Annotated in this window: 22 protein-coding genes and 1 tRNA gene; 9 read left to right on the top strand and 14 right to left on the bottom strand. The window is 66.9% G+C overall.

Annotated features, from left to right (window positions below):
* Positions 1 to 146 precede the first annotated feature (146 nt).
* Both V5F77_RS12330 and V5F77_RS12325 read right to left on the bottom strand, forming a co-directional pair.
* A complete protein-coding gene (locus tag V5F77_RS12330; protein WP_429005649.1) occupies positions 147 to 1322 on the bottom strand; it encodes a phosphoserine transaminase in 1176 nt (391 codons plus the stop codon).
* A 260-nt stretch (positions 1323 to 1582) separates the two neighbouring features.
* Positions 1583 to 1978 carry a DUF3597 domain-containing protein gene (locus V5F77_RS12325; RefSeq protein WP_429005648.1) on the bottom strand — a complete coding sequence of 132 codons (396 nt, stop codon included), beginning with the start codon at positions 1976 to 1978 and terminating at the stop codon, positions 1583 to 1585.
* Positions 1979 to 2178: 200 nt separating this feature from the next.
* On the opposite strand from V5F77_RS12325, the gene V5F77_RS12320 reads away from it, so the two are divergent.
* On the top strand, positions 2179 to 2538 hold the full coding sequence (locus V5F77_RS12320) for an MliC family protein (protein WP_429005647.1): 360 nt from the start codon (positions 2179 to 2181) through the stop codon (positions 2536 to 2538).
* A gap of 23 nt (positions 2539 to 2561) precedes the next feature.
* Here the strand turns inward: V5F77_RS12320 and V5F77_RS12315 are convergent, their stop codons facing one another.
* Positions 2562 to 4574, bottom strand: a complete 2013-nt coding sequence (locus tag V5F77_RS12315) for an acyltransferase family protein (protein WP_429005727.1) — start codon at positions 4572 to 4574, stop codon at positions 2562 to 2564.
* Positions 4575 to 4877: 303 nt separating this feature from the next.
* On the opposite strand from V5F77_RS12315, the gene V5F77_RS12310 reads away from it, so the two are divergent.
* The 5 genes from V5F77_RS12310 (at position 4878) to V5F77_RS12290 (ending at position 7718) form a co-directional block, all read left to right on the top strand.
* Positions 4878 to 5420 carry a phage tail protein gene (locus tag V5F77_RS12310; protein WP_429005646.1) on the top strand — a complete coding sequence of 181 codons (543 nt, stop codon included), beginning with the start codon at positions 4878 to 4880 and terminating at the stop codon, positions 5418 to 5420.
* Positions 5421 to 5458: 38 nt separating this feature from the next.
* On the top strand, positions 5459 to 5998 hold the full coding sequence (locus tag V5F77_RS12305) for a phage tail protein (protein ID WP_429005645.1): 540 nt from the start codon (positions 5459 to 5461) through the stop codon (positions 5996 to 5998).
* Between the two features lie 39 nt (positions 5999 to 6037).
* Positions 6038 to 6601: a phage tail protein gene (locus V5F77_RS12300; RefSeq protein ID WP_429005644.1), complete on the top strand. Its 564-nt coding sequence runs from the start codon at positions 6038 to 6040 to the stop codon at positions 6599 to 6601.
* A 46-nt stretch (positions 6602 to 6647) separates the two neighbouring features.
* A complete protein-coding gene (locus tag V5F77_RS12295) occupies positions 6648 to 7109 on the top strand; it encodes a GNAT family N-acetyltransferase (protein ID WP_429005643.1) in 462 nt (153 codons plus the stop codon).
* Between the two features lie 231 nt (positions 7110 to 7340).
* Positions 7341 to 7718 (top strand): RcnB family protein, encoded by a 378-nt coding sequence (locus tag V5F77_RS12290; protein WP_429005642.1) that lies wholly within the window; start codon positions 7341 to 7343, stop codon positions 7716 to 7718.
* Positions 7719 to 7790: 72 nt separating this feature from the next.
* Here the strand turns inward: V5F77_RS12290 and V5F77_RS12285 are convergent, their stop codons facing one another.
* The 5 genes from V5F77_RS12285 to V5F77_RS12265 all read right to left on the bottom strand — a co-directional run bounded on the left by V5F77_RS12285 (position 7791) and on the right by V5F77_RS12265 (position 12166).
* Complete coding sequence (locus V5F77_RS12285; protein ID WP_429005641.1) at positions 7791 to 8555, bottom strand: hypothetical protein; 765 nt, start codon at positions 8553 to 8555, stop codon at positions 7791 to 7793.
* A gap of 307 nt (positions 8556 to 8862) precedes the next feature.
* Positions 8863 to 8938 (bottom strand) — tRNA-Lys (locus tag V5F77_RS12280).
* Between the two features lie 106 nt (positions 8939 to 9044).
* Positions 9045 to 10544: a tripartite tricarboxylate transporter permease gene (locus tag V5F77_RS12275; protein ID WP_429005640.1), complete on the bottom strand. Its 1500-nt coding sequence runs from the start codon at positions 10542 to 10544 to the stop codon at positions 9045 to 9047.
* Positions 10545 to 10554: 10 nt separating this feature from the next.
* A complete protein-coding gene (locus tag V5F77_RS12270) occupies positions 10555 to 11016 on the bottom strand; it encodes a tripartite tricarboxylate transporter TctB family protein (protein ID WP_429005639.1) in 462 nt (153 codons plus the stop codon).
* 169 nt (positions 11017 to 11185) lie between these two features.
* A complete protein-coding gene (locus V5F77_RS12265) occupies positions 11186 to 12166 on the bottom strand; it encodes a tripartite tricarboxylate transporter substrate binding protein BugD (protein ID WP_429005638.1) in 981 nt (326 codons plus the stop codon).
* Positions 12167 to 12459: 293 nt separating this feature from the next.
* Between V5F77_RS12265 and V5F77_RS12260 the strand changes: the two genes are divergently transcribed.
* Positions 12460 to 14592, top strand: coding sequence for a DUF6600 domain-containing protein (locus V5F77_RS12260; protein ID WP_429005637.1), 2133 nt, complete (start codon positions 12460 to 12462; stop codon positions 14590 to 14592).
* Positions 14593 to 14671: 79 nt separating this feature from the next.
* On the opposite strand, the gene V5F77_RS12255 is transcribed toward V5F77_RS12260, so the two are convergent.
* The gene (locus V5F77_RS12255; RefSeq protein ID WP_429005636.1) at positions 14672 to 16258 is read right to left on the bottom strand and encodes a 2-isopropylmalate synthase; all 1587 of its coding nucleotides are present in this window, start codon (positions 16256 to 16258) and stop codon (positions 14672 to 14674) included.
* A 399-nt stretch (positions 16259 to 16657) separates the two neighbouring features.
* Here V5F77_RS12255 and V5F77_RS12250 point away from each other — a divergent pair, with 399 nt between their 5' ends.
* Positions 16658 to 16984, top strand: coding sequence for a hypothetical protein (locus V5F77_RS12250; protein WP_429005635.1), 327 nt, complete (start codon positions 16658 to 16660; stop codon positions 16982 to 16984).
* 61 nt (positions 16985 to 17045) lie between these two features.
* On the opposite strand, the gene V5F77_RS12245 is transcribed toward V5F77_RS12250, so the two are convergent.
* The 5 genes from V5F77_RS12245 to V5F77_RS12225 all read right to left on the bottom strand — a co-directional run bounded on the left by V5F77_RS12245 (position 17046) and on the right by V5F77_RS12225 (position 21798).
* The gene (locus V5F77_RS12245; RefSeq protein ID WP_429005634.1) at positions 17046 to 17771 is read right to left on the bottom strand and encodes an NUDIX hydrolase; all 726 of its coding nucleotides are present in this window, start codon (positions 17769 to 17771) and stop codon (positions 17046 to 17048) included.
* A gap of 16 nt (positions 17772 to 17787) precedes the next feature.
* A complete protein-coding gene (locus V5F77_RS12240) occupies positions 17788 to 18882 on the bottom strand; it encodes an alkene reductase (protein WP_429005633.1) in 1095 nt (364 codons plus the stop codon).
* Between the two features lie 120 nt (positions 18883 to 19002).
* The gene (locus V5F77_RS12235) at positions 19003 to 19899 is read right to left on the bottom strand and encodes a PhzF family phenazine biosynthesis protein (RefSeq protein WP_429005632.1); all 897 of its coding nucleotides are present in this window, start codon (positions 19897 to 19899) and stop codon (positions 19003 to 19005) included.
* Between the two features lie 64 nt (positions 19900 to 19963).
* A complete protein-coding gene (pdxY, locus tag V5F77_RS12230; protein WP_429005631.1) occupies positions 19964 to 20812 on the bottom strand; it encodes a pyridoxal kinase PdxY in 849 nt (282 codons plus the stop codon).
* Positions 20813 to 20979: 167 nt separating this feature from the next.
* On the bottom strand, positions 20980 to 21798 hold the full coding sequence (locus V5F77_RS12225; protein WP_429005630.1) for an SDR family NAD(P)-dependent oxidoreductase: 819 nt from the start codon (positions 21796 to 21798) through the stop codon (positions 20980 to 20982).
* A gap of 177 nt (positions 21799 to 21975) precedes the next feature.
* On the opposite strand from V5F77_RS12225, the gene V5F77_RS12220 reads away from it, so the two are divergent.
* The gene (locus V5F77_RS12220; protein WP_429005629.1) at positions 21976 to 23016 is read left to right on the top strand and encodes a polysaccharide deacetylase family protein; all 1041 of its coding nucleotides are present in this window, start codon (positions 21976 to 21978) and stop codon (positions 23014 to 23016) included.
* Positions 23017 to 23057 lie beyond the last annotated feature (41 nt).

The following is a 23057-nucleotide window of genomic DNA, read 5'->3' as shown; positions in this document are numbered from 1 at the left end:
AGAGCCCTCTCCCGCTTGCGGGGGAGGGTTGGAAGGGGAAAGGCGCAGCGCGGATTGAGCCGGTGTGGCCGGAGGGGGCACTATCCCCCCTCCCCGACCCTCCCCCGCAAGCGGGAGAGGGGGATTGTCAGCGTTCGCGCGTCTGCTCACGCCGCCTTGGCGAGCGAGCCCTTGGCGACGTTGAACGCCCAGTCGAGCCAATGGGTCAGGGCTTCCACATCCGTGGCCTGGACCGTGGCGCCGCACCAGATACGAAGGCCCGGAGGGGCATCGCGGTAGGCGCCGATGTCATAGGCGATGCCGCCCTTTTCCAGGCCGGCGGAGAGCGCCTTGGCGAAGGCCGCCTGCGCGTCGGCGGGCAGCGCCGTCACGTCCGGGTCCACCACTTTCAGGCATACGCTGGTGTTGGAGCGGGTGACGGGATCCTTGGCCAGGAAGTCCACCCAATCGGTGCGGTGCACCCACTGGGCGACGGCTTCGAAATTGCGGTTGGACCGCTCCTTCAGGCCGGGCAGGCCACCCACCGACTTCGCCCATTCCAGCGCGTCGATATAGTCTTCCACGCACAGCATGGAGGGGGTGTTGATGGTCTCGCCCTCGAAGATGCCCTCGATCAGCTTGCCGCCCTTGGTCATGCGGAAGATCTTCGGCAGCGGCCAAGAAGGCTTGTAGGTTTCGAGCCGCTCCACCGCGCGCGGGGAGAGGATCAGCATGCCGTGGGCGGCTTCCCCACCCAGCACTTTCTGCCAGGAGAAGGTGACCACATCGAGCTTGGAGAAATCCAGCGACTGGGCGAACGCCGCCGAGGTGGCGTCGCAGATGGTCAGGCCTTCGCGATCAGCCGGGATCCAGTCCGCATCCGGCACCATGACGCCGGAGGTGGTGCCGTTCCAGGTGAACACCACGTCATGGGTGAAATCCACCGCCTTGAGGTCCGGCAGTTCGCCATAGGGCGCGGTCATAATGCGCGCGTCGGCGAGCTTGAGCTGCTTGGCGACGTCCGTCACCCAGCCTTCGCCAAAGCTTTCCCAGGCGAGCATGTCCACCGGGCGCGCGCCCAGCATGGACCACAGCACCATCTCGACCGCGCCGGTGTCGGAAGCGGGCACGATGCCGATGCGATAATCGGCGGGCACTTCCAGCACATCGCGCGTGAGGTCGATGGCCTGCTTGAGCTTGGTCTTGCCGACCTTCGCCCGGTGCGAGCGACCGAGCGGCGCGTCGCGCAAGGCATCCAGCGTCCAGCCGGGACGCTTGGCGCAAGGGCCGGACGAAAAATTAGGGTTCTCCGGGCGGGTCGCCGGAGCGTCAGTCGTCGTCATATGAGCCATCCTTTCAGATGGGCGCCTCTCGTTGGGGAGAGGTGTCCCGCCGCGGTGGATAGGCCTTTCCGGTTGCGATGGCAAGAGTCTTCGCCGCGCACGAAAGCTTGCGATTTGCGTCGCGCATCGGTGACGTAATATGGAATGCCAGCGCGAATACGATTGAACATTCAAGCCGAACACATATCCACGTCCGAAAAACCAAGCTCCGCCCCTCAAGAGGGGCGGAAGCTCGGCCAAGGGCTCTGCGGACGCGCAGATCAGTCCTTGAGGTCCGCGGGAACCTTGCCGCCGTTCTCCGCCAGCTTCGCCATCACCTGCTTATGCAGCCAGATGTTCATGCTGGCGGAATCGTTGGTATCGCCAGAATATTTCAGTTCCTGCGCAAGCTCCTTGCGCGCGGCGAGGGACGAATCGAGGTCGAGCAGCTTCATCAGATCGACAATGGAATGGCGCCAATCCAGCTTTTCCCGATTCTTCTCCGCCAGCCCCGAAAGAATGGCCTCAACATCCACCGACCCGGCTTGGGCCGCGGGAACAGCGCCGGGAACGGGGGGCGTGGCGCCCCCGGAAGTTCCGCCGGGCGCGGGCGCCGCGGTCTCGGCCTGGGCGCTTTTGCCAAAAATGGCGGACATGATCTTTCCAAAAATGCTCATCTGTTCCTCCTGCGTATTCCGTAGAGAGAACGCCCCCGCTGCGGATTGGTTCGAACCGGCCCCGCTTCGGCTTACGTTTCAGCCAGGAAAGCAAGCTCAACCTTCCCGTGCGTCGATGACCAAGGCGTGACGCTGCCTCGTTTTCGCCGGCCGGCCATGCATTCTCCGTGGAACCGTGGTCGGTCGCCAGAGGAGTTTCGATGAAAGCCGCCCCGATCCTCGCCGTTACCCTCGCCATTGCCATGAGCTCGGGCTCGGCCGCCCAGGCGGTCGAACTCACGTTGACGCTGCCGGGTGACGCGCCCGCGCAGCGGCTGACCACAACCTATGAATGCCCTGGGCTCGGTACCCTCAGCGCGGAATATGTGGATGCCGGCGATGTCTCGCTGGCGATCCTGCCGGTGGAGGGCAAGTCTCTGATCTTCGCCAATGTGCTGTCGGCGTCGGGCGCGCGCTATGCCTCCGGCCCCTTCATCTGGTGGATCAAGGGACAGACGGCCGCGCTCTACGACCTGCGCAAGGGCGAGGATGCCGCCCCCCAAAACTGCCGGGAAAGATAGCGATCCGTCGGCCCGGAGGTTCCTCAGTGGCCGATCCCTCCCGCCGCTTCGGCGGGCGCGCCGGCCACGTCGATTAACCCAGGCAGCCCCAGCAGGTCGGCGAAACGCGCGCGTGTCGCCATCGGAATGTTGCGGCGGAAATGATCGCGGTCGAAATACAGGAACTCGCCGTCAAAGCGGGCCATGCATCCCGTCTCGTCGCACAGGCGATCGGCCGGGATGGCAACCTCCATATCTTTGCGCACGCCGCGCAAGGAACGGAACATGGCGTTTACCGCGCGCTGGTCTGCGCCGAATTCGGCCGGCGACAGGCGGGCGACGTCGCGTCGGCAAGGTGCCCGCAGGAGCGAGCCGTCATTGGCCGCGACGCACGGCAGCGGGTCGCTGGCCCAATGGGGGATATCGGCGAACAGCACGATCCGGCGCCCCGGCGCCGCGAGACGCGGCGCGAGGTCCAGGAAGGTGTCGCGCATCAGCTTGAGCCCGGTATCGAGGCTCGTCGGGTCGCCCTCCCGGCGATAGACCGCATCCGGCATGAACCCCCAGGCGGAGGCGAGGATGACGAGATTGATTTGCGGGTTCGCGGCCAGCATGGCGAGGGTGGCGCGATAGGTGCGCTCGCATTCCGGCGGCAGGCCCACCGGCTTTCGGCGCAGGCCGTCGGTGGAAAAGATCGCGGGGCAGATGCGCAGCAGCGCCACCGCCGTGTCGGTCTTACGGCCCGCGACATCGAGCAGATGCATCAGATGCTCGGCATGGCTGTCGCCCCAGATGATGCCGCGCGTCTTGGCGCTCGCCCAGTCCGCGCCCGCCACACATAGCCTCGGGCCGCCATCCAGCGAGACATGCTGCGGGCACTCCCAGCCCCACATGCGGGTGAGCGAGCCGAGATCCTCCAATTGCGCGGAGACGCGGCCGGAAATGCCGTCGGCGCGATAGATGCCGAAGCTCAGGGCCGCGACCAGCAGGCAGGCGGCGCTTCCCGCCAGCACCACCGTGCGCTCCTTGAAGCGACGCGCACGGAACGGCTGTTCCACGAACCGCCACGAGAGCCACGCGGCCAGAACCGAGGCCGCGAGCGCCGCCACCGCCTCTCCCGTGGTCAGGGGATCGCCGTTCTTATATTGGCGGGCGAAGACGATGATCGGCCAGTGCCAGAGATAGAGCGAATAAGAGATGCGGCCGATGAACGGCAGTGGGGCCAGCGCCAGCAGCCGCGCGCCAAATGTCGGTGCGCGCGTGGGCAGGATGAGCAGCGCCGCGCCCAAAACCGGGGCCAGCGCGTTGAGGCCGGGAAAGGAACTGGTCGGGCCGAGCAGCAGGGCCGGCACGAGGATGAGGGCAAGGCCGGCGAGCTTCAACGCTTGCGCCAGCGCCCCGGGGATTGCCGAAAGGCGGTCGCGCGCCAGCACCAGCGCCCCGCCGATAGCGAGTTCCCAGGCCCGCCCCAACGGCAGATAGAAGGCGCTCTTTGCGCCTTCCGCGACTTTCTGCACCGCCAGCGCGAAACTCAACCCGACCGCGAGGGCGATTACAACCACGAGTAGGCGCGGCCAGCGTCGCGATCCGCGATAGGCGGCGTAAAGGACCAGCGGCCAGGCCAGATAGAATTGCTCTTCCACCGCCAACGACCAGGTATGAAGCAGGGGCATGGCCTCGGCCGCGCCATCGAAATAGCCGGTGTTGCGGAAGAAGAAGAAATTGGAGAGGCCGAGTGCCGCAAACGCCGCGCTGCGCCCGAGCACCGCATAGGCCCCCGGCGTGAGGATCAGAAATCCCGCAACGAGGGTCGCGGCAATCAAGACCAGAAAGGCCGGCAGAATACGCCGCACCCGACGATCGTAAAAATTCAGGATTGAAAACGTGCCACTCTTCATAGACTGAAGAAGATTGTCCGTAATCAGATATCCGGAAATGACGAAAAAGACGTCAACACCAATAAATCCGCCGGGAAAGAACGAAAATCCAGCATGAAAAACAAGGACAAGCGAAACCGCAAGCGCCCTTATGCCATCGATATCGGCCCTATACTGCATCATGAAGGGAGAACCTGCGGTGTGCTGACGGGTTGTTTTATCCCCGTCGCGGGGCCCGCACAATAGCGGTCCGAGGGACCCCTGCACGGGTTCGAACCCCATGGCTACCGCGGTTCAGGGGGTAGCCTGCCGGCAATGAAAGGGACGCGTGCCGGCGACGACCTGTGCGGCACACACGGGCGACAACACCAATGCCCGCAAAGGTTGTATCATAAAATGATTTGTAATCTGGGATTGATTTTTCAATCTCATGCGATCTAAGGTTGCATTCATTCAAACGGACACGTTTCGAAGGAGGTGCAAATGAGCGAATTTTATATCGGTGAGATCCGCCTCTTCCCCTTTGCGAGAATCCCCGACGGCTGGCACGCCTGCGACGGGGCGCTTCTGCCCGTCAATCAAAATCAGGCGCTTTATTCGCTATTGGGAACCCGCTTCGGCGGCAACAGCACGAACTTCGCCCTGCCGGACCTTCGCGGGCGCGTGCCGGTGGGCTTCAATACTGAAACCATCGCCAATCGCCTGACCATCAACATGGGCACCGCAGCGGGCTCGGAGACGGTGACGCTCTCCCAGAGCCAAATGCCCGTGCACACGCACGCGTATCGCGCGGCAACGGCGGAAGCGACGGCAACGGCGCCGACCAACGCGGTCTTCGCGACCGTCAAGCAGGTCGATTCCGCCCAGGCCCAGGCCAATCTCTACGGACCCACAACCGCGCTGACTGCGCTGAAGGCAGACACGCTGCGCTCCCGGGGTGGTAGTGCCCCCCATGCGAATGTTCAGCCCTCCCTGGTGCTGAACTTCTGCATCGCCCTTCAAGGCATTTATCCAGGGCGCATCTGACCCGACAAATATTGCCCACATCAAAGAAAGGAAACAGGATGTCTGAATATTATGTCGGCGAGATCCGGATGTTTGCAGGCATCAACCCGCCTCGCAATTGGGCATTCTGCAACGGCCCCTTGCTCCCGATCGCAGGCCACGAGGCACTATTTAGCCTCATCGGCGCGACCTATGGCGGGGATGGCATTCAGAACTTCAAGCTGCCGCAGCTGAACGGCCGCGTCCCCATGGGTGTGGGACAAGGCCCCTCCCTAACGCCGCGCGCCCTTGCCGCCTCGTTCGGCGTGGAACAGGTCACGCTCGCGCTCAATGAGATGCCCGCGCACACCCATGTATTGCAAGCCAGCACCGACATGGGCACCAGCCGGACGCCGGATCCGACCCGGATGTTCGCCACCATGCCCAGCAGTTTCAAGCCCTACACCAACCCGCCGTCCTCCGGCACGACCACCGACGACGACTTCGCCGCGGTCGCTATTTCGGACGCCGGTGGCAACGCCCCGCACAGCAATATCATGCCCGTGCTTGGCATCAATTACATCATCGCCTTGCAGGGAATATTCCCGAGCTTCAGTTGAACGCAGGATAATCCCACAAGCAAACACTGGGAGTCGAAAATGGATGGCTACATCGGTGAAGTCCGTTTATTTGGATTTGATTATCCGACAGAAAGCTGGATGCTTTGCCACGGGCAAACTTTGCCGATCGCGGCCCAGCAGGCACTATATTCCGTGATCGGCACCAATTTTGGTGGCAATGGGACGACAACGTTCACCCTGCCGGACCTGCGCGGCACCGCCGCTGTCTGCACCGGCCAAGCCCTCCAGGGCGGGCAGCTCTACCAGCGCGGCACCCGCCTGGGCGTTCCCGAGGTGACGCTCCAACCGGCGCAGATGCCGAGCCACAACCACGTCACGCATCGGGTAAATATCCCGGGCGATCATTCCAACAAGAGCAGCGGTCCGAGCAGCACCAGCTATCCCGCTGCGGTGACCTTTCTTACGACCCCGACGACCGGGACCAACTGGGCAACCACGCAGACCCCCGCCGCCCCCAACACCACGCTCAACGCTTCGAGCATCATGCCGCAGGGCGGCGGCCAACCCCATGGCAATGCGCAGCCGGTGCTCGGCCTCAACTTCTGCATCTGCATTTTGGGCGAGTATCCGGTTCCGGATTGAGCGGATGCAAAGCATAAGCCGGCCCCCTCTGACCCTCCCGCCCGGCGTGCAGCGCCGCGCCGCGCGGGCGGGCGACGAGGCCTTCCTCGAAGGGCTGTTCATCAGTGTTCGCCGTGAAGTCATGGCGCCCGCCGGCTGGCCTGAGGCGCAGTTGCGCCCCTTCCTGGCGGACCAGTACCGCTTCCAGCAGCGCCATTATGCGGTTCATTATGCCGGTGGCATGCGGGACATCGTCGAGCAAGCCGGCGCGCCGGTCGGCCTGTTGCACCTGTTCACGCGCGAGAATGAGGTACGTGTGGTGGATATTGCGCTCGTGCCGGCCTGCCGCAATTCCGGTCTCGGAACCGCGCTGCTGCGCGCGGTGTGCACGGCGGCCGCCGCCCGTGGCCAAAGCGTGAGCCTCAGCGTGGCCCTGGGCAATCCGGCGGCCAGGCTTTACCACCGGCTGGGGTTTCGGCTGGCAGAAGGCGGCGACGAGATCCATCAAAGGATGGTCTGGCGGCCTTGAGTGCCGCCCGGCGGGCGACTTGACACGGTCCTCGCGTCCTGTGCCGCAAGAGCCGCCGAAGTCCTCGCCCTTGGCACGGCCCCTCTCTTCCGGTGTTCGCACCTCGGCTCCGCGACGTGGTCCGGCTCACGCCTAACCTAACGAAAACAGGAACCTCTCCAGAGGCGGGACAGTTGTGTTTCTGCGCCGGCTTCTGTGCGTCGGCGCGACTCCCTCATCGGAAGGTTCTAGATGCGGAATCCAATAGCAATTTTCGCTGCGATCATGGTGGTTGCAGCCCCCCTCGCCACGATCTCGAGCGCCCAGGCGCAGACCCCTTATGGACAACCCGGCTATCGCCAGCCAGGCCCGCCTCCCGGAGCGCATGGAAATCCGGGCCCGCAAGGAAATCCGGGCTATCACCGGGCGCCGCCGAAGGCCAATCCCTATGCTTGGCGCAAGAAGGGCGGGCGGATGCCGCATGGCCGCGGCTATGCCGTCAACGATTATCGTAAGCACGGACTGCGCCAACCCCCGCGCGGCTATCACTGGGTTCGCGACGGGAACAATTACATCCTCGCCGGCATCACCAGCGGGATTATTTCCAGCATCCTGAACGCCACGCGCTAGCCGTATCGTGGCCGGGCCGATGAATTTGGCTCGGCCATGGCGCCTTGCGGGCATGCGGCACCGGCGTTGCGGCTAATTCTCGTCATCGTCCGGCGGCAAGCGATTTTCAGGCCGCGCGAGGGAACCTCCCTGGCCTCCAATCCCGATGCCGATGCCCACGCCACCGCCGCCGGCCATTCCGCCCCCTGCCATTCCGCCGCCCGATCCCTTGTCGCCGCCGCCGCGCCGGGCCTCGTCGGCTCCGCGCTCGGATTTTCCCTTCGCGCCGCTGCCGGATGGGCGCGTCGGGCCTTGCATCGGAAGATCGAGGTCGCCGGGAACCGGAGCGAGATCGAGGGCCGCGCGGACGAAGTCGCGCAGCGAGATCACCAGTTCATGCGTCTGCACGGGGCGGCCGGCGACGAGTTCCCGCACCGCCCGCGCCGCCAAGCGAACCTGCTCGTCGGTGCCGAGCAGGATGACGTCGGACAAGGCGGCTTCCACCGCGTCCCGGACACGCCGCGCCCGGTCCGAACCCACGGGGGTATCGAGGATGCCCAAGGCGTCGCTCTCGGCAACAGGGTCATCGCGCCGGCGCAGCTCACGCAGGTGGGTCGGGTCGACCGTGAGATCCCCGGTGAAGGATCCCCCGAGCGTCTTGTAGGCCGCAATCAGCGTGCGCAGGCGCTCATTGATCTGGCGGTTCATGCGCTCGCGGCGCTGCTGAACGGTGAACATGATCACCAGCCGAATGCCGACGCCGATCAGCGTGACCAAAGCCAAGCCGATCAGCGTCACGAGCAAGCTCTCCCAGGAGCTGAAATCCACGTTTCGCAGCGGCGCCTCCTCGGCCGTCATCCCCTCCCCAACCTACCTCACAAACGCATGTGCCTCGAACCTTTCGGCCGGACGCAATGCCACGTGGGCATGCGAGGCGGCCGGCGCCGGAACTCCCGCAACATGGGGCGACGCAGGAGGCGATCTGGACCTGCCGGCAAACCTGCCGCCGAGGGATGCGGCTTCGCCCATGCGTGGCGGTGCGCGCTGAGGAAGCATGAGGGGTGCTAGGAAGCGTTCAAGGTCCCGCGTTTACGGTGCCGCAGATATCAAGTGATCTCAATCCCTGGCCTGGGAAGCACCAACACCCGCACGACGTTTTGGGGAGTGGTGGGCGCACTAGGGCTCGAACCTAGGACCCGCTGATTAAGAGTCAGCTGCTCTACCAACTGAGCTATGCGCCCGTCGCGAGGACATGTCCTCGTCGGGAGGTGGTCGTGTAGCAGAGCTGTTTTGCCCTGTCCAGCGCTGCCTGTGGAAAACGCCGCCCTTTTGCGGGGCGGCGTTTTCTCATTCCTTGAAGGCCTCTTCGCGGGTCTTCTGCACCGAGGGCAGCACCACCACCACCAGGGCTGCCGCCGCCAGGAACAGCAGCACCGCCGAGATCGGGCGCGTGACGAACACGGTGGGATCGCCGCGCGAGATCAGCATCGCCCGGCGCAGATATTCCTCCAGCATCGGGCCGATGACGAAGCCCAGCAGCAGCGGCGCCGGCTCGCACTCCAGCTTCACCAGCACGTAGCCCAGCACCCCGAACAGGGCCATGGTGTATACGTCGAACGTGTTGTTGTTCACGCTGTAGACGCCGATGCAGCAGAACGCGACGATGGCCGGAAACAGGATGTGGTACGGTACGGTGAGCAGCCGAACCCAGATGCCGATCAACGGCAGGTTCAGCAGCACCAGCATGAAATTGCCGATCCACATGGAGGCGATGACGCCCCAGAACAGGTCGGGCTTTTCCGTCACCACGTTCGGCCCGGGCGTGATGCCCTGGATGATCAGCGCGCCGATCATCAGCGCCATCACCGGGTTGGAGGGGATGCCAAGGGTCAGCATCGGGATGAAGGAGGTCTGCGCGCCGGCATTGTTGGCGCTCTCAGGTCCCGCCACGCCCTCGATCGCGCCCTTGCCGAAGCGTCCGGGCGTCTTGGAGATCTTCTTCTCGATGGAATAGGCCGCGAAGGAGGAGAGCATGGCGCCGCCGCCGGGCAGGATACCCAGGAACGAGCCGAGAACCGTGCCCCGGATCACCGGCGCGATGATCGCCTTGAACTCGTCCTTGGTCAGCATCAGGCTCTTCACCTTGGCGGCGACGAGGCTGCGCTGGGATTCGTCCTCCAGATTGCGGATGATCTCGCCGAGGCCGAACATGCCCATGGCCAGCGCCACGAAATCGAACCCGTCGGCGAGATCGGGAACGCCGAAATCGAACCGCGGCACGCCGGTGTAGATGTCTTGACCCGCAAGGCCCAGCAGCAGGCCGAGCACGATCATCGCCAGCGCCTTCACGATGGAGCCGGAGGCCAGCGTCACCGAGGCGACGAGGCCGAGCACCATCAGCGAGAAATATTCCGGCGGGCCGAATTGCAGCGCGAGGTCGGCGAGCGGCGGGGCGAACACCGCCAGCAGGAAGGTCGCGACCGTGCCGGCGAAGAACGAGCCGAGCGCGGCGGTGGCGAGCGCCGCCCCCGCCCGTCCCTGGCGCGCCATCTGGTGACCGTCGATGGCCGTCACCACGGAGGAGGATTCGCCCGGCAGGTTGATCAGGATCGCCGTCGTGGAGCCGCCATATTGGGCGCCGTAATAGATGCCCGCCAACATGATCAGCGCCGACACCGGCGGCAGGCCGAAGGTGATCGGTAGCAGCATGGCGATGGTGGCGATGGGGCCGAGCCCCGGCAGCACGCCGATCAGCGTGCCCAGCAGCACGCCGATGAAGCAGTAGAACAGGTTCTGAAACGAGAGCGCGACGGAAAAGCCGAGGCTGAGATTGTCGATGAGTTCCACGACGCGCTCCTCAATAACCGCCCAGCCAGGGGCCGAGCAGGGACAGGGGCAGGCCGAGGCCGACGATGAACACCGCCCAGCAGAACACCACCATCACAGCGGTGATGGCGAGCGCGGTGAGGGGGCGGAACTTGCGGCTGGCGAGCGCGGAGACGAACACCGTTATGGCGAGCGTCGGCAGAAAACCGAGCGGGCGGATGGCGGCACCGAAGAACACCGTGCACGCCGTCAGCAGGATCAAGCCGCGCCAGGCGATCGATATGGTGCGATCACCCTCGAACCGCAGGCCGTTGATCAGCACGATCAGGCCGAGAATTCCCATCAGCACGGAGAGCAGGAGCGGGAAATAGCCCGGCCCCATCCGCACCGCGGTGCCCATGGCCAATTGCTGAGTCTGCAGGCCGAAGATCACCGCCAGCGCGATGAACAACAGGCCGGACAAGACGTCCTTAGGACTGCGGATGAACCCCATCGACCCCATTCCCTGGTTTTGATTGCGACGGCATGGCCGGAGCCGCGCGGCGTACGTCAGCGTGCCTGTGGCGAGGATTTGTGCATGCGCTGGACTTAAAGACGTCCGGCAGGCCTTTGCCCGCCGGACGCGTGTTACACGGGTCGACCGTGCGACCCTGTGGCGATCCTCAGTCCGCGTAGACGCCGGCGGCTTCGATCACCGGCTTCCACTTGGCGACTTCCGCCGCCAGGAACTGCTTGTGGAAGGCCGGGCTGCGGCGATCCTTCGGCTCCGGCTCGGTGCCGAGGTCGGCGAAGCGGGCGACCACCTTGGGGTCTTCCAGCGCCGTGTTCAGCGCCGCGTTGAGCTTGTCGACGATCTCCTTGGGCGTGCCCTTCGGCGCGTAGAGGCCGTGCCACACCGCGACTTCGAAGTCCTTCAAGCCGCTTTCCTGCATGGTGGGCAGGTCGGGCAGAGACTTCACGCGGTCCTTGGTGGTGACCGCATAGGCCTTCACCTTGCCGCCCTTGATCTGGCCGGTGGTGTTGGTGGTCTGGTCGCACAGCAGGTCGATCTGGCCGCCGACCAGATCGTTCATGGCCGGGCCCGTGCCCTGGTAGGGAACGGTGGTCATCTGGGTGCCGACGGCCGACATGAAGAGCATGCCGCACAGGTGCGAGGCGGCGCCGACGCCGGCATTGCCGTAGGTGACCTTGTCCTTGTTCTTCTTCACGTACTCGATCACGTCGGCGATGGTCTTCGGCTCGAAGCCGGGCTTGGCGATCAGCGTCATGGGCACGGCGGTTACGAGGCCGACATCCTCGAAATCGGTGATCACATTGTACGGCAGCTTGCGATAGAGCGAGGCCGAGGTCGCCTGTCCGATATGATGCAGCAGCACGGTGTAGCCGTCGGGATTGGCCTTCGCCACCTGTCCCGCGCCACGGGTGCCGCCCGCGCCGCCGACATTCTCCACGATCACCTGCTGGCCGAGGGTCTTCGACATGGATTCGGCGACCAGGCGCGCCACCGTGTCGGTGGGGCCGCCAGCCGCGAACGGCACGACCATGGTGATGGGGCGGGTGGGATAGGCCTGCTGCGCGACAGCCGGCCCTGCGGCCAGCCCGAGGATCGCGGCGGCGGCCACAAGTGCGTGTTTCATTCGCATAGGGTCCTCCATGAAAGCGGCGGGGCGTTTTTGATTGGCGAGAACATTCCCCTGCTTACGTTGAAGTAGGTCGGCGGGGTTCCAGTCAAGCGCGACTTTACTCTTATTTCCCGGAAGCTTCCCCAGAGGAGATTTTAGGTTGCACTGCAACACAACCTCAGAAGTGCTGGAAACAACAGGCGAACGACGGACCGCCATCAATAAGTCTATGATTTGCCTCATTTTTCTATTTTTTCAGAGGGAACTAGCTTGGACGGGGGTGGTTTTCGACACAGGCATAGGAGTGCATGTGCATGACCGAGATTTCTCGCCCGCTTTTGATCGCGGGCCTTGCGGTGAGCTTTCTCCTCCAAGGTCCGGCCACCGCAGCATGGGCGCAGGGCGCGGCATCCGCGCAGCAAGGCGGCGGGCCGCAGGAGCGGGTGAGCATCGACGTGTTCTATGCCCCGCTCGCCGAGCACGGCACCTGGGTCGCCCATCCCGAATATCAGTATGTCTGGATTCCCTCCGGCCTGGACGCCTCCTGGCGGCCCTATCAGGAGGGCCGGTGGATCTGGACCGAGGCGGGCTGGTATTGGGAATCGGGCGAGCCGTTCGCCTGGGCCACCTATCATTACGGCCGCTGGAGCTATGAGCCCGAATACGGCTGGTTCTGGGTGCCGGGCGACACCTGGGCGCCGGCCTGGGTGAAATGGCGGCGCGGCGATGAACGTACCGGCTGGGCGCCGATCGCCCCCGATGCGCCCGGCTTCGCCTATGGCGCGCCAAAGCGCTACGAGGTTCCGGTGGCGGAAAGCTGGGTGTTCGTGGAGGACCGCTATCTCACCGCCCCCGACCTCGCGCTGCGCGTCGAGCCGATCTCCGGGATCGGCGCGTGGCTGGAGAGCGACCCGCGCGAATATGATCCGGTCTATCGCGACGGCGCGGTGATGACGCGGTTCGTGGACGAGCAGGAGATCGCCCGGGTCTCGGCGACGCCGGTGGTGACGCGGCAGGTGGTCTATGTGGATCGCTACAGCGAGGAATTCGTGGCCCCGAACGGCACCTATATCGGCGTCTACCGGCCGCTGGTGCGACGCGGGCCGGTGGTGGCGCCGCCGCGCTATTCCCGGGAGATCGCGCCCGACCGGCGCATCGTCATCAACCAATATGTGCGCACCGAGGGATCGGGGCTTTCCGCCCCCTCGGCCGCCTTGCTGGCGGTGCTCGGCGTGCAGCAGCGCGTGCAATTGCGCGAGACGCGCTGGGGTGGCGACCCGCAGGCCTATCAACGCGACGTCGAGCGCTTCCGGCAGGATGAGCGCGGCGCGCTGGAGCAGCGCTGGTCGCAATCCGAGCGCGATGCCCGCGCGTTCGAGCAGCAGCGCAGCCAGGCCATACGTCAGCGCGAGCAGAGCCAGCGCAACGTCTTCCAGCAGCGCCAGCAGCGCGCCGACGAGGTGATTCAGCGCCTGCAGCGCGAACGCCCCGATGCCCTCCCCGCGACCGTGCCTGCCGGCACGCCGGCTGCCACCCCGGCCCAGTCGCCGGGCCCGGAGGCGCCCAAGCCCGAGGCCCCCAATCCGCGCCCGCCGGCTGGCCCCGCGGCCGTGCCCCAGGCGGTTCCTCCGCCGTCCCCGGGTGGACCGGCGAACCGACCCGCACAGTCACCTCCGGGTGCCGAGCGGCCCGATCGCCCGACGCCGCCACCTCCGGCTGCCGCGCGGCCGGAAACCCCGCCGCCTCCCGGCGCACCCCGTCCCGATGCGCCGCGTCCTGACGCCCCGCGTCCCGATGCCCCGCGTCCGCCCCAGGCCGAGCGGCCCGATCGCCCGACGCCACCGCCTCCGGCAGCAGCGCGGCCGGAAACCCCACCGGCTGCCGGCGCACCCCGTCCCGGTGCACCACGTCCCGACGCCCCACGTCCTGATGCCCCACGTCCTGATGCCCCACGTCCGCCCCAGGCGGAACGGCCCGATCGCCCGACACCGCCGCCTCCCGCAGCCGCTCAACCCGCGCCCCAGAAGCCGCCGCAGGTGGATCGCCCCGAGCGCATGCCGGATCGAACCCCGCCGGCCGAACGCGGCGCGCCGCCGGAGCGGGTGACCCCACCGGCCCCGGAGCGCAGCGAGCCGGCCCAGCGACCGCCGCAGAGGGAGCGCGAAGCGACCCCGGAACGTCCCGCCGCGCCGGAACGGCCGCCCCAGGCCGAGCGCCCGCCGGAGCGTCCGGCGCCCCAGCGCCCCGCCGTCGCTCCTCCTCAGGCCGCACCGGCTGCGCCACCCGCAGCGGCGGCCCCGCGTCCGCCCCAGGCGGACCGGGCGCCGGAGCGCCCCGCCGCTCAACCTCCAGCAGCGGCCCGCCCGCCGCAGGGCAAGCCAGCGCCCGGGGGTCCCGGCGCACCTCCAGATGGCCCCGGTGGGGCTCCCGACAAGGACGGCAAATAACGAAAAGGGCCGGGCAAATTGCCCGGCCCTTCTCGTTTCTAGCCTGTCGTTCCGCTGGCCGATGCCAAGCGGGCTTAAATCAGCCCACCGCGGCCTGCGCGTTCACGCTGTTGCGCTTCACCGCCAGCTTGTTCAAGGCGGTGATGTAGGCCTGCGCCGAGGCGACCAAAGTATCGGGATCGGCGGCGCGGGCGGTCACCACCTTGCCGTCTTCCTCCAGGCGCACGGAGACTTCCGCCTGCGCGTCCGTGCCCTCGGTGACGGCATGGACCTGATAGAGTTCCAGCTTGGCGTGATGGGGCACCAGGGCCTTGATGGCGTTGAAGGTGGCATCCACCGGGCCGTTGCCCTCGGCCTCCTCGGTCATCACCTTGCCGTCCACCTCCAGCTTCATGGTGGCGCGCTGCGGGCCGTGGGTGCCGGCGATGACGGAGAGCGAAATCAGCTTGGTGCGGTCGTAGGCGGCGGCGATGCCGCGATCCACCAGCGCCTCGATGTCCTCGTCATAGACCACCTTCTTGCGGTCGGCGAGGTCCTTGAAGCGGGTGAAGGCATCGTTCAGGGCATTCTCGCCCAATTCGTAGCCCAGGGTCTTCAGCTTGTCGCGGAAAGCGGCGCGGCCGGAATGTTTGCCCATGACCAGCGAGGTCTTGGTGACGCCCACGCTCTCGGGGGTCATGATCTCATAGGTCTGGTTGTGCTTCAGCATGCCGTCCTGGTGGATGCCGCTCTCGTGGGAGAAGGCGTTCCGCCCGACGATGGCCTTGTTGTACTGCACCGGGAACGAGGTGACGCCCGATACCAGCTTGGAGGCGCGGGTCAGCATCTGCGACTGCACACCGGTGGTGTAGGGCAGCACGTCCCGACGCACGGTCAGCGCCATCACCACTTCTTCCAGGGCGGCATTGCCGGCGCGCTCGCCGATGCCGTTGATGGTGCATTCGATCTGCCGCGCCCCGCCTTCCAGGCCGGCGAGGGAATTCGCCACCGCCAGGCCCAAATCATTGTGGCAATGCACGGAGAAGATCGCCTTGTCGGCATTCGCCACCGTCTCGCGCATGGTGCGGAACATGGTGCGATATTCGTCCGGCGTCGCATAGCCGACCGTGTCGGGCAGGTTGATGGTGGTGGCGCCGGCCTTGATGGCGGCGTCCACGCAGCGGGCGAGATAATCCAGCGGCGTGCGGGTGGCGTCCATGGCCGACCATTCCACGTCTTCCACCAGGTTGCGGGCCTGGGTGACGGTGGCGGTGATGATTTCCAGCACCTCTTCCTGCGTCTTGCGCATCTGGTGTTCCAGATGGATCGGCGAGGTGGAGACGAAGGTATGGATGCGGCCGCGCCGGGCATGGCGCACCGCTTCGCCGGCGCGGGCGATGTCGCCGGGAATGGCGCGGGCGAGGCCGGCGATCACGGCGCGCTTGGAGCGGCGGGCGATCTCGGCCACCGATTCGAAATCGCCGATGGAGGCGATCGGGAAGCCCGCCTCAATCACATCGACGCCCATTTCGTCCAGCAATTCCGCCACCTGGAGCTTCTCTTCCAGGGTCATGGAGGCGCCGGGGCATTGCTCGCCGTCGCGCAAGGTGGTGTCGAAGATGACCACGCGATCCTTATCGGAAGCCGCAGGCGTTTCGGAATGCGAGGTCTCATGATGAGCGGTCATTGGCTCGGTCCTTCTCGGGTCTCGGCCGGTCTCCCGCGCGCATCTGGCGTCTTAAGGGAGAAGGGGCCGCAATTGCGCTGATGTCTCGTTCAGATCCGATCCCCTGAGTGCCCAGGCGCGCAGCGCCCGGCCGGCCCTCAGGGGCGGCTAAGGAGAAGGAGCGCGCGCAGAATAAGAGCGTTTCCCGCCACCCATGGGGTGCGGGAGGAGGGACCTGCGCAGTTCGTCGAAGGGGACGACACGGTTTCGCGGCTCGCTCAATGGCTCTCGGACGGTCCTGATAACCCAATTGCATCGCCCGCACAAGGCTCGGCCCGGATACGTGTCCGCCACCGCGAACGCCCTTGCGGCATGGCGCGCGAGGCGCCACCCTTCCGCTGGGATCATCGGGAGACCGCCATGAAGGCTCGCTTGCTCACCTGCACCCTTGCCGGATTGCTGCTATCCGCCTGCACCACCACATCCTCCCCGCCGCCGCTCGCCCGTGCGCCCAGCGCGACCGGCGGCGTGGCGGATTCCACCGGCGGTGCGGCAAGCTGCACCTCGGCGCTCGCCAATTTCCAGACGGTGGTGGACGCGGACGCCGCGAGCGGCAATCTCAACCAGAGTGTCTTCCGCAGGATCTCGGCAGACCTCGCCACGCCCAAGGCCACTTGCGCCGCCGGCAAGGATGGCGAATCGCGCAGCCAACTCGCCGCCATCCGCGCGCGCTACGGCTATCCCTGAGGGGCCAGCCGCCCTTGCGTTAGAGCTTTTGCCGACAGCGGCCGCCGGCTTCAGGCAGGGCTCAATCCCTCGCCCAGCGCCACCGGAGATAATCGGCGGCGAACGAGGCGACGGGCGGCCCGAGATCTTGCGGGCCCGCTGCGAGGATCGTGCGGGCGAGCTCGGGCTTCTTCTCGCCAGCGATGAAGGCGTCGATCCTCTCGGCGAGCGCGGCGGCGCTTTGCGGGAACACCATGCGCCGCATGAGGCAGATATAGGCGCCGTCGAACACGGCCTCCCACCCCTCGCCCAGCCGGGCGCCGACATCTGAAAGGCCGGTCTCCTCCTCCAGCTCGCGCAGCACCGAGCCGTAGAGATCGACCGCACCGGAGGGGGTGATGTCGCTGAGGTCGGGCGTTCCGCCGGGAAAGAACACGCGCCCCGCATTCACCGTGTGCGCACCCATCTCCCCCATCACGAACACGCCGTCGCTCCCCTCCAGCGCCGGCAAGGCGAAGATGTTCCAGACGCCGAGATCGGGCCAGTCCCGGTCGCGCCACCAGGTGAACGACGCGTAATCGATCTCGATGCACGCGCCGCAGAGCACGCCGTCTTCGAGGGTGTAGCGCCGCAGCACCAGGACGCGGCCGTTCCACAAGAAGGGATTGGCCGCGACGCGGGCGGCGAAATGGGCATCGATCTCCGGCCTGTGGGCTTCCGCCTCATGCCACACGCCGGGCTCGACGCGGATGTCGAGCTGGCGGACCGGCACCACACGCGCCGGGGCGCGGACGGTCAAAGTGTCCATCTGCGCCCCGCCTGCGTCATGCGTGTTCCAACACCGGATAGTCGGTATAGCCCTCGGCGCCGCCGCCATAGAGCGTCTCGCGCTTCATTTCGGCCAGGGGCGCGCCGGTGCGCAGGCGCGCCACCAGGTCCGGATTGGCGATGAACGGGCGGCCGAAGGCGATCAGGTCCGCCTTGCCTTCCGCCAGCACCTTTTCCGCGAGCGCGAGGTCATAGCCGTTATTGGTGATCCAGGTGCCGGAATAGCGGGCGCGCAATTGCTCGAAATCGAAGCTCGGGTCGACATCGCGCGGGCCGCCGGTGGCGCCCTCCACCACATGGATATAGACCGGCTTCAACTTCTCCAGCTCCTCCACCGCATAGTTGAACAGCGGCTGGGGATTGCTGTCGGTCAAATCGTTCGCCGGGGTGACCGGGGACATGCGCAGACCGGTGCGCTTGGCGCCGATCTCCTCAATGACCGCCGCCGTCACCTCCAGCAGCAGGCGGGCGCGGTTTTCGATCGAGCCGCCATAGGCATCGGTGCGCTTGTTGGCGCCGTCGCGGAGGAACTGGTCCAACAGATAGCCGTTGGCGGCGTGGATCTCGACCCCATCGAAACCGGCGGCGATGGCATTGGCGGCGGCGCGGCGGTAATCGGCGATGATGCCGGGAATTTCGGCGAGGTCCAGGGCGCGGGGTGCGGAGGTCTCGACAAAGCCGTTGTTCACGAAGGTCTTGGTCTTGGCGATGATGGCCGAAGGCGCCACCGGGGCGGCGCCGTTGAGCTGGAGGGAAACGTGGGAGACGCGTCCCACATGCCAGAGCTGGACCACGATATGGCCGCCCTTGGCATGGACGGCGTCCGTCACTTTCTTCCAGCCGGCCACCTGCTCGGCGCTATAGATGCCCGGCGTGTCCTGATAGCCCTGCCCCTGCTGGGAAATCTGCGTGGCTTCCGTGACGATCAGCCCGGCGGACGCGCGCTGGGCGTAGTATTCCACGGCCAGGGGGCCGGGCACGAAGCCGGGCAGCGCGCGGTTGCGCGTCAGCGGCGCCATCACGATGCGGTTGGGAAGGCTCATGTCACCAAGGCGATAGGGGTCGAACAGCGTGGCTTTCGCGTCGCTCATGGGGGGCTCCTGCTTTGCGGCCTGCGGCCGGCAATAGTGCGTTGCAACACACATAGTTACGCACCGGCGCCAACCAAGTGGGGCGTACAGGTTTTCGCCATGTATCCCAGGGCCGTGACATCAAAGATGCAGTACGCCCTCCGCCACCACCACCGCATTGCCGCCGATGGTCGCTTCCGTCACCTGCCCGCCCTTGACTGTGAAGCCGAGATTGATGCGGCTCGGCCGTCCCATCTCGAAGCCCTGGTCGATGCGCACCTTGTGGTTCCCCTCCACCCGCGCCTCCGCGTCCAGCAGCACGGCCGGAAAGGCGGCGGCGGCGGCGCCGGTGGCGGCATCCTCCTCCGTTCCAAGGCCGGGCGAGAACATGCGCGCACGGAAATCCGCGTCGCCCTCCTCGTCCGGCGTATAGAGATAGAGCGCCTCGCCATAGGACCCGAGGTTGCGGATGAAGGCCGCTTCGTCCGGCCGGGCGCGGGCGAGCGCCGTGAGGTCGGCCATCGGCACGAACAGGAACGGCACGCCCGCCGTGGCCACCACCGGGCGATGGGCATCGAAGCCGATGTCGCTGACGCTCAGATTGAGCGCGTCCGCGCAGGCCTTGCGGGAGATGTCCACGTCCTCCAGCGTGCTGCGGCGGGGCACGATGAAGGTGGCACTGCCCTTGCGGGCGCCGGAGGCATCGCTCGTCACGTCGCAGATCAAGGTGCCGATCTGCTCCTCCAGCCGCATCGCCCCCTTGGCGAGCTTGTCTTCCAGCGCCAGCAGCACCGCCGCGCCAACGGTGGGATGCCCGGCGAACGGCATTTCATGGGCGGTGGTGAAGATGCGCACCCGCGCGCGGTGGGCGGGGTCCTTCGGCGGCAGCACGAACACCGTTTCGGAAACGTTGAACTCGCGGGTGATCTGCTGCATGGCGGCGTCGTCCAGCCCCGCCGAATCCAGTACGATCGCCAGCGGGTTGCCGCCGAACGGGCGCGAGGTGAAGACATCGAGCGTCACATAACGGCGCGGCATGGCGGATCACCCGGTGAGGCAGGTGCGAGACGACGGCTCGCACTGCACTGGCCACAGTTTTGCCTTAAACTAACTCGGGCGTGAAGACGTGGCTTGGTCGCACGAACTCGTCTTGCGCCGCCACCAACAACAATTCGCGCGCCCCGGCCTTATGGGTCGCCTGCAACACGCCATAGATCGAGGAGGCGGCCGCCCCCAGCGCCACCGCCACGCTGCCGCTGCGCATCCAGTGGAAATAGAACAGGGCCGCGATGGCATCGCCCGCCCCGTTGAGGGAAACGTCGAGGCGCGGCGTGCGCACCAGGAATGTGCCCTCGGGGCCGCAGGCCATGAGGTCGATGGATTGGGCGGGGGTTTCGGCGGTGTGCAGGCTGGTCACGAGCACCACCTTCGGCCCGCTGTCGCGCAACCGCGTGCAGGCGGCGATCGCTTCGGCCCGCGTCGCGAGCGGATGTCCCGTCAGCCATTCCAGCTCGAACTGGTTGGGGGTGATGACATCGGCCGCCGGCACCGCCACGTCGCGCATGAATTCGGGAATGCCGGGCCGCACGAAAATGCCGCGCCCCACGTCGCCGATGACCGGATCGCAGCAATAGGTGGCGCGCGGGTTCTCGGCGCGCACCCGGGCGACGCTGGAGAGGATCGCCGCGCCGAGATCCGCCGAGCCCATATAGCCGGAAAGAACCCCGTCGCAGGCGGCGAGTTGGCCGCGCTCGGCGATGCCCTCCACCAATTCCAGCACCAGCTCGGCCTCGAACACCTGCCCGCGCCAGGCGCCATAGCCGGTGTGATTGGAGAATTGCACGGTATGGATCGGCCACACCTCCACCCCGAGGCGCTGCAGCGGGAATACGGCGGAGGCGTTCCCCACGTGTCCGTAGGCGACATGGGACTGGATGGAGAGGAGATTCATGGCCGCATCCGCTCGGGAGGATGCGGCGGCGTTAGCGCGCATCGGCCTGCAGCACAAATGGATTTTGCTGATGCGCGCGACAAGCGCCGGTGATGGCCCTGCCCGGCGCGCCCCCCTGCCCCAAGGTCGCGTCAGAAGAAGCCGCATGAAGCCGACTGCGCCCGGCTTCAGATTTCCGGCGTGGTAGAATAGGCGCGTCGGCTGACGCGGGCGATCAGGCCGCGCGGCAGAAGGCGCACCGCGAACGTCATCAGCCGGTTCGCGGGGCCCACCACCTCCACCCTTTTGCCCGCCAGCATGGCGCGATAGCCCGCCTGCGCCACCGCGGCGGCATCGGCCACCTGCGCGCGGAACACCCGCGTCGCTCCCATGCCGGCACGGGCGGCGAAGCCGGTATGGGTCGGGCCGGGGCACAGCGCGGTCACGGCGATCCGGGTCTCGCTCAATTCCTCGCTCAGCGCCTCGGAGAAAGAGAGCACATAGGCCTTGCTGGCGGCATAGACGGCGGCGAACGGGCCCGGCGCGAAGGCGGCGGTTGAGGCCACCTGAACGATCCGCCCCTGCCCGCGCGCCACCATGCCCGGCAGCGCGGCGCGGGTGAGCGCGGTCAAGGCGGCGATATTGGTGGCGATCATGGCGAGCGCCAGGGCTTCGTCCGCATCGACGAACGGGCCGTAGGCGCCGAAGCCGGCATTGTTCACCAGCACGTCGAGTTCCAGGCGCTCCACCTCGCGGCAGAGCTGCGCCACCGCGGCGGGATCGGCAAGATCGGCGGCGCGAATGGAAACCGCGCCCGCCCCGCCCGCCCGCAGCTCGGCCGCCGCTGCCTCGAGACGCACGGCGTCGCGGGCGACCAGGATCAGGGCGAAGCCGTCGCGCGCCAGAAGGCGGGCGAACTCCAGGCCGATCCCGCCATTGCCGCCGGTGACCAAGGCGAGGCGCGCCTCGCCGGCGCGGGTCGGGGACGTCTCGGGATCGCGGGCCATCGCTTTTGCTTCCTATCCGCCAGCGGAGGGCGATCTTCAGCCGACGCCCCGGCTGGCGCAAGGTACGACGGGCAGCGGGCCCGCGCCGCAAGCCGCGCCGGCTGCAAGGCCACGCCCCTAGCTTTGCGCGCAGGCGTCTTGCGGGGCCGCACGGAGCATGCCACTTCCTGCGCCACCATGCCTCTGCCGACGCGCCCTTCCCAGACCCTTCCGCCCTTCACCCCATCGCGCTCGGCGCTCGGCGCCGTCCGGCGAAGGCGCCCGCGCGCCGGCCGCACCCTGACCGGTGCGCTGCTGGCTCTGCTGGCGGCGACCCCGGCGCTCGCCGCCCCGGTCTGCTATGCCCCCGATGCCCTGCGTGCACGGCCGGGCGAGGAGATGGTGCGCCGGGCCGGCGCGCCGGTCGCCCTGCCCGATGTGCGCCTGCCCGCCGCGCGCCCGGTCCCGGCCGCGCTGTCCGGCTCGATCCGCCGCGTCGACCTGCCGCCGGGCGTGAAGCTCGTGGCCCTCACCTTCGATCTGTGCGAGGCCTCCGGCGAGGTCTCCGGCTATGACGGCGCCCTGGTGGATTATCTGCGCGCCGAGCATGTGCCCGCCACCTTCTTCGGCGGCGGCAAATGGATGATCAGCCATCCCGAGCGGGCGTCCCAGATCATGGGGGACGCCGGATTCGAGATGGGCAACCACACCTGGTCCCACGCCAATCTCGCGGTGAAGACCGGCGAGGCCATGACCCGGCAGGTGGACGATGCCGACACCGCCTTCGCCCTCACCCGCGCCGATGCCTCGACGGCGGGCTGCATGCTGGCGAAGGTGCCGGCGCGCCCCGCTTTGTTCCGCTTTCCCTACGGCTCGTGCAGCGCCGAATCGATGAACTATGTGAACGAGACCGGCCATCTCGCGATCCAGTGGGACGTGGATTCCGCCGATCCCGCCTTCCTCGGTGCCACTTTGATGGCGCAGAATATGCTGCGTGCGATCCGCCCCGGCTCCATCGTGCTGATGCACGCCAACGGGCGCGGCAAGCACACCGCCGAGGCTCTCCGGCAATTGATTCCGGCGCTGCGGGCGAAAGGCTATGGATTCGTCACCGTGTCGGACCTGATCGCGGCGGGAAAGCCGGTGGTCGCGTCGACCTGCTATTCCGAGCGGCCGGGCGATACCCGGGTGTATGACGAAGCCGCCCGGACCGGTCGCCATATTCTCTCACGGCCCTGAAGCCGCTTCACCTTATCCAGGCCTGCGAACCAAAAAAGAAA

Source organism: Roseixanthobacter psychrophilus, assembly GCF_043195195.1.
Taxonomy (GTDB): Bacteria; Pseudomonadota; Alphaproteobacteria; order Rhizobiales; family Xanthobacteraceae; genus NCEH01.
This window is presented reverse-complemented; position numbering and strand designations above follow the sequence as displayed.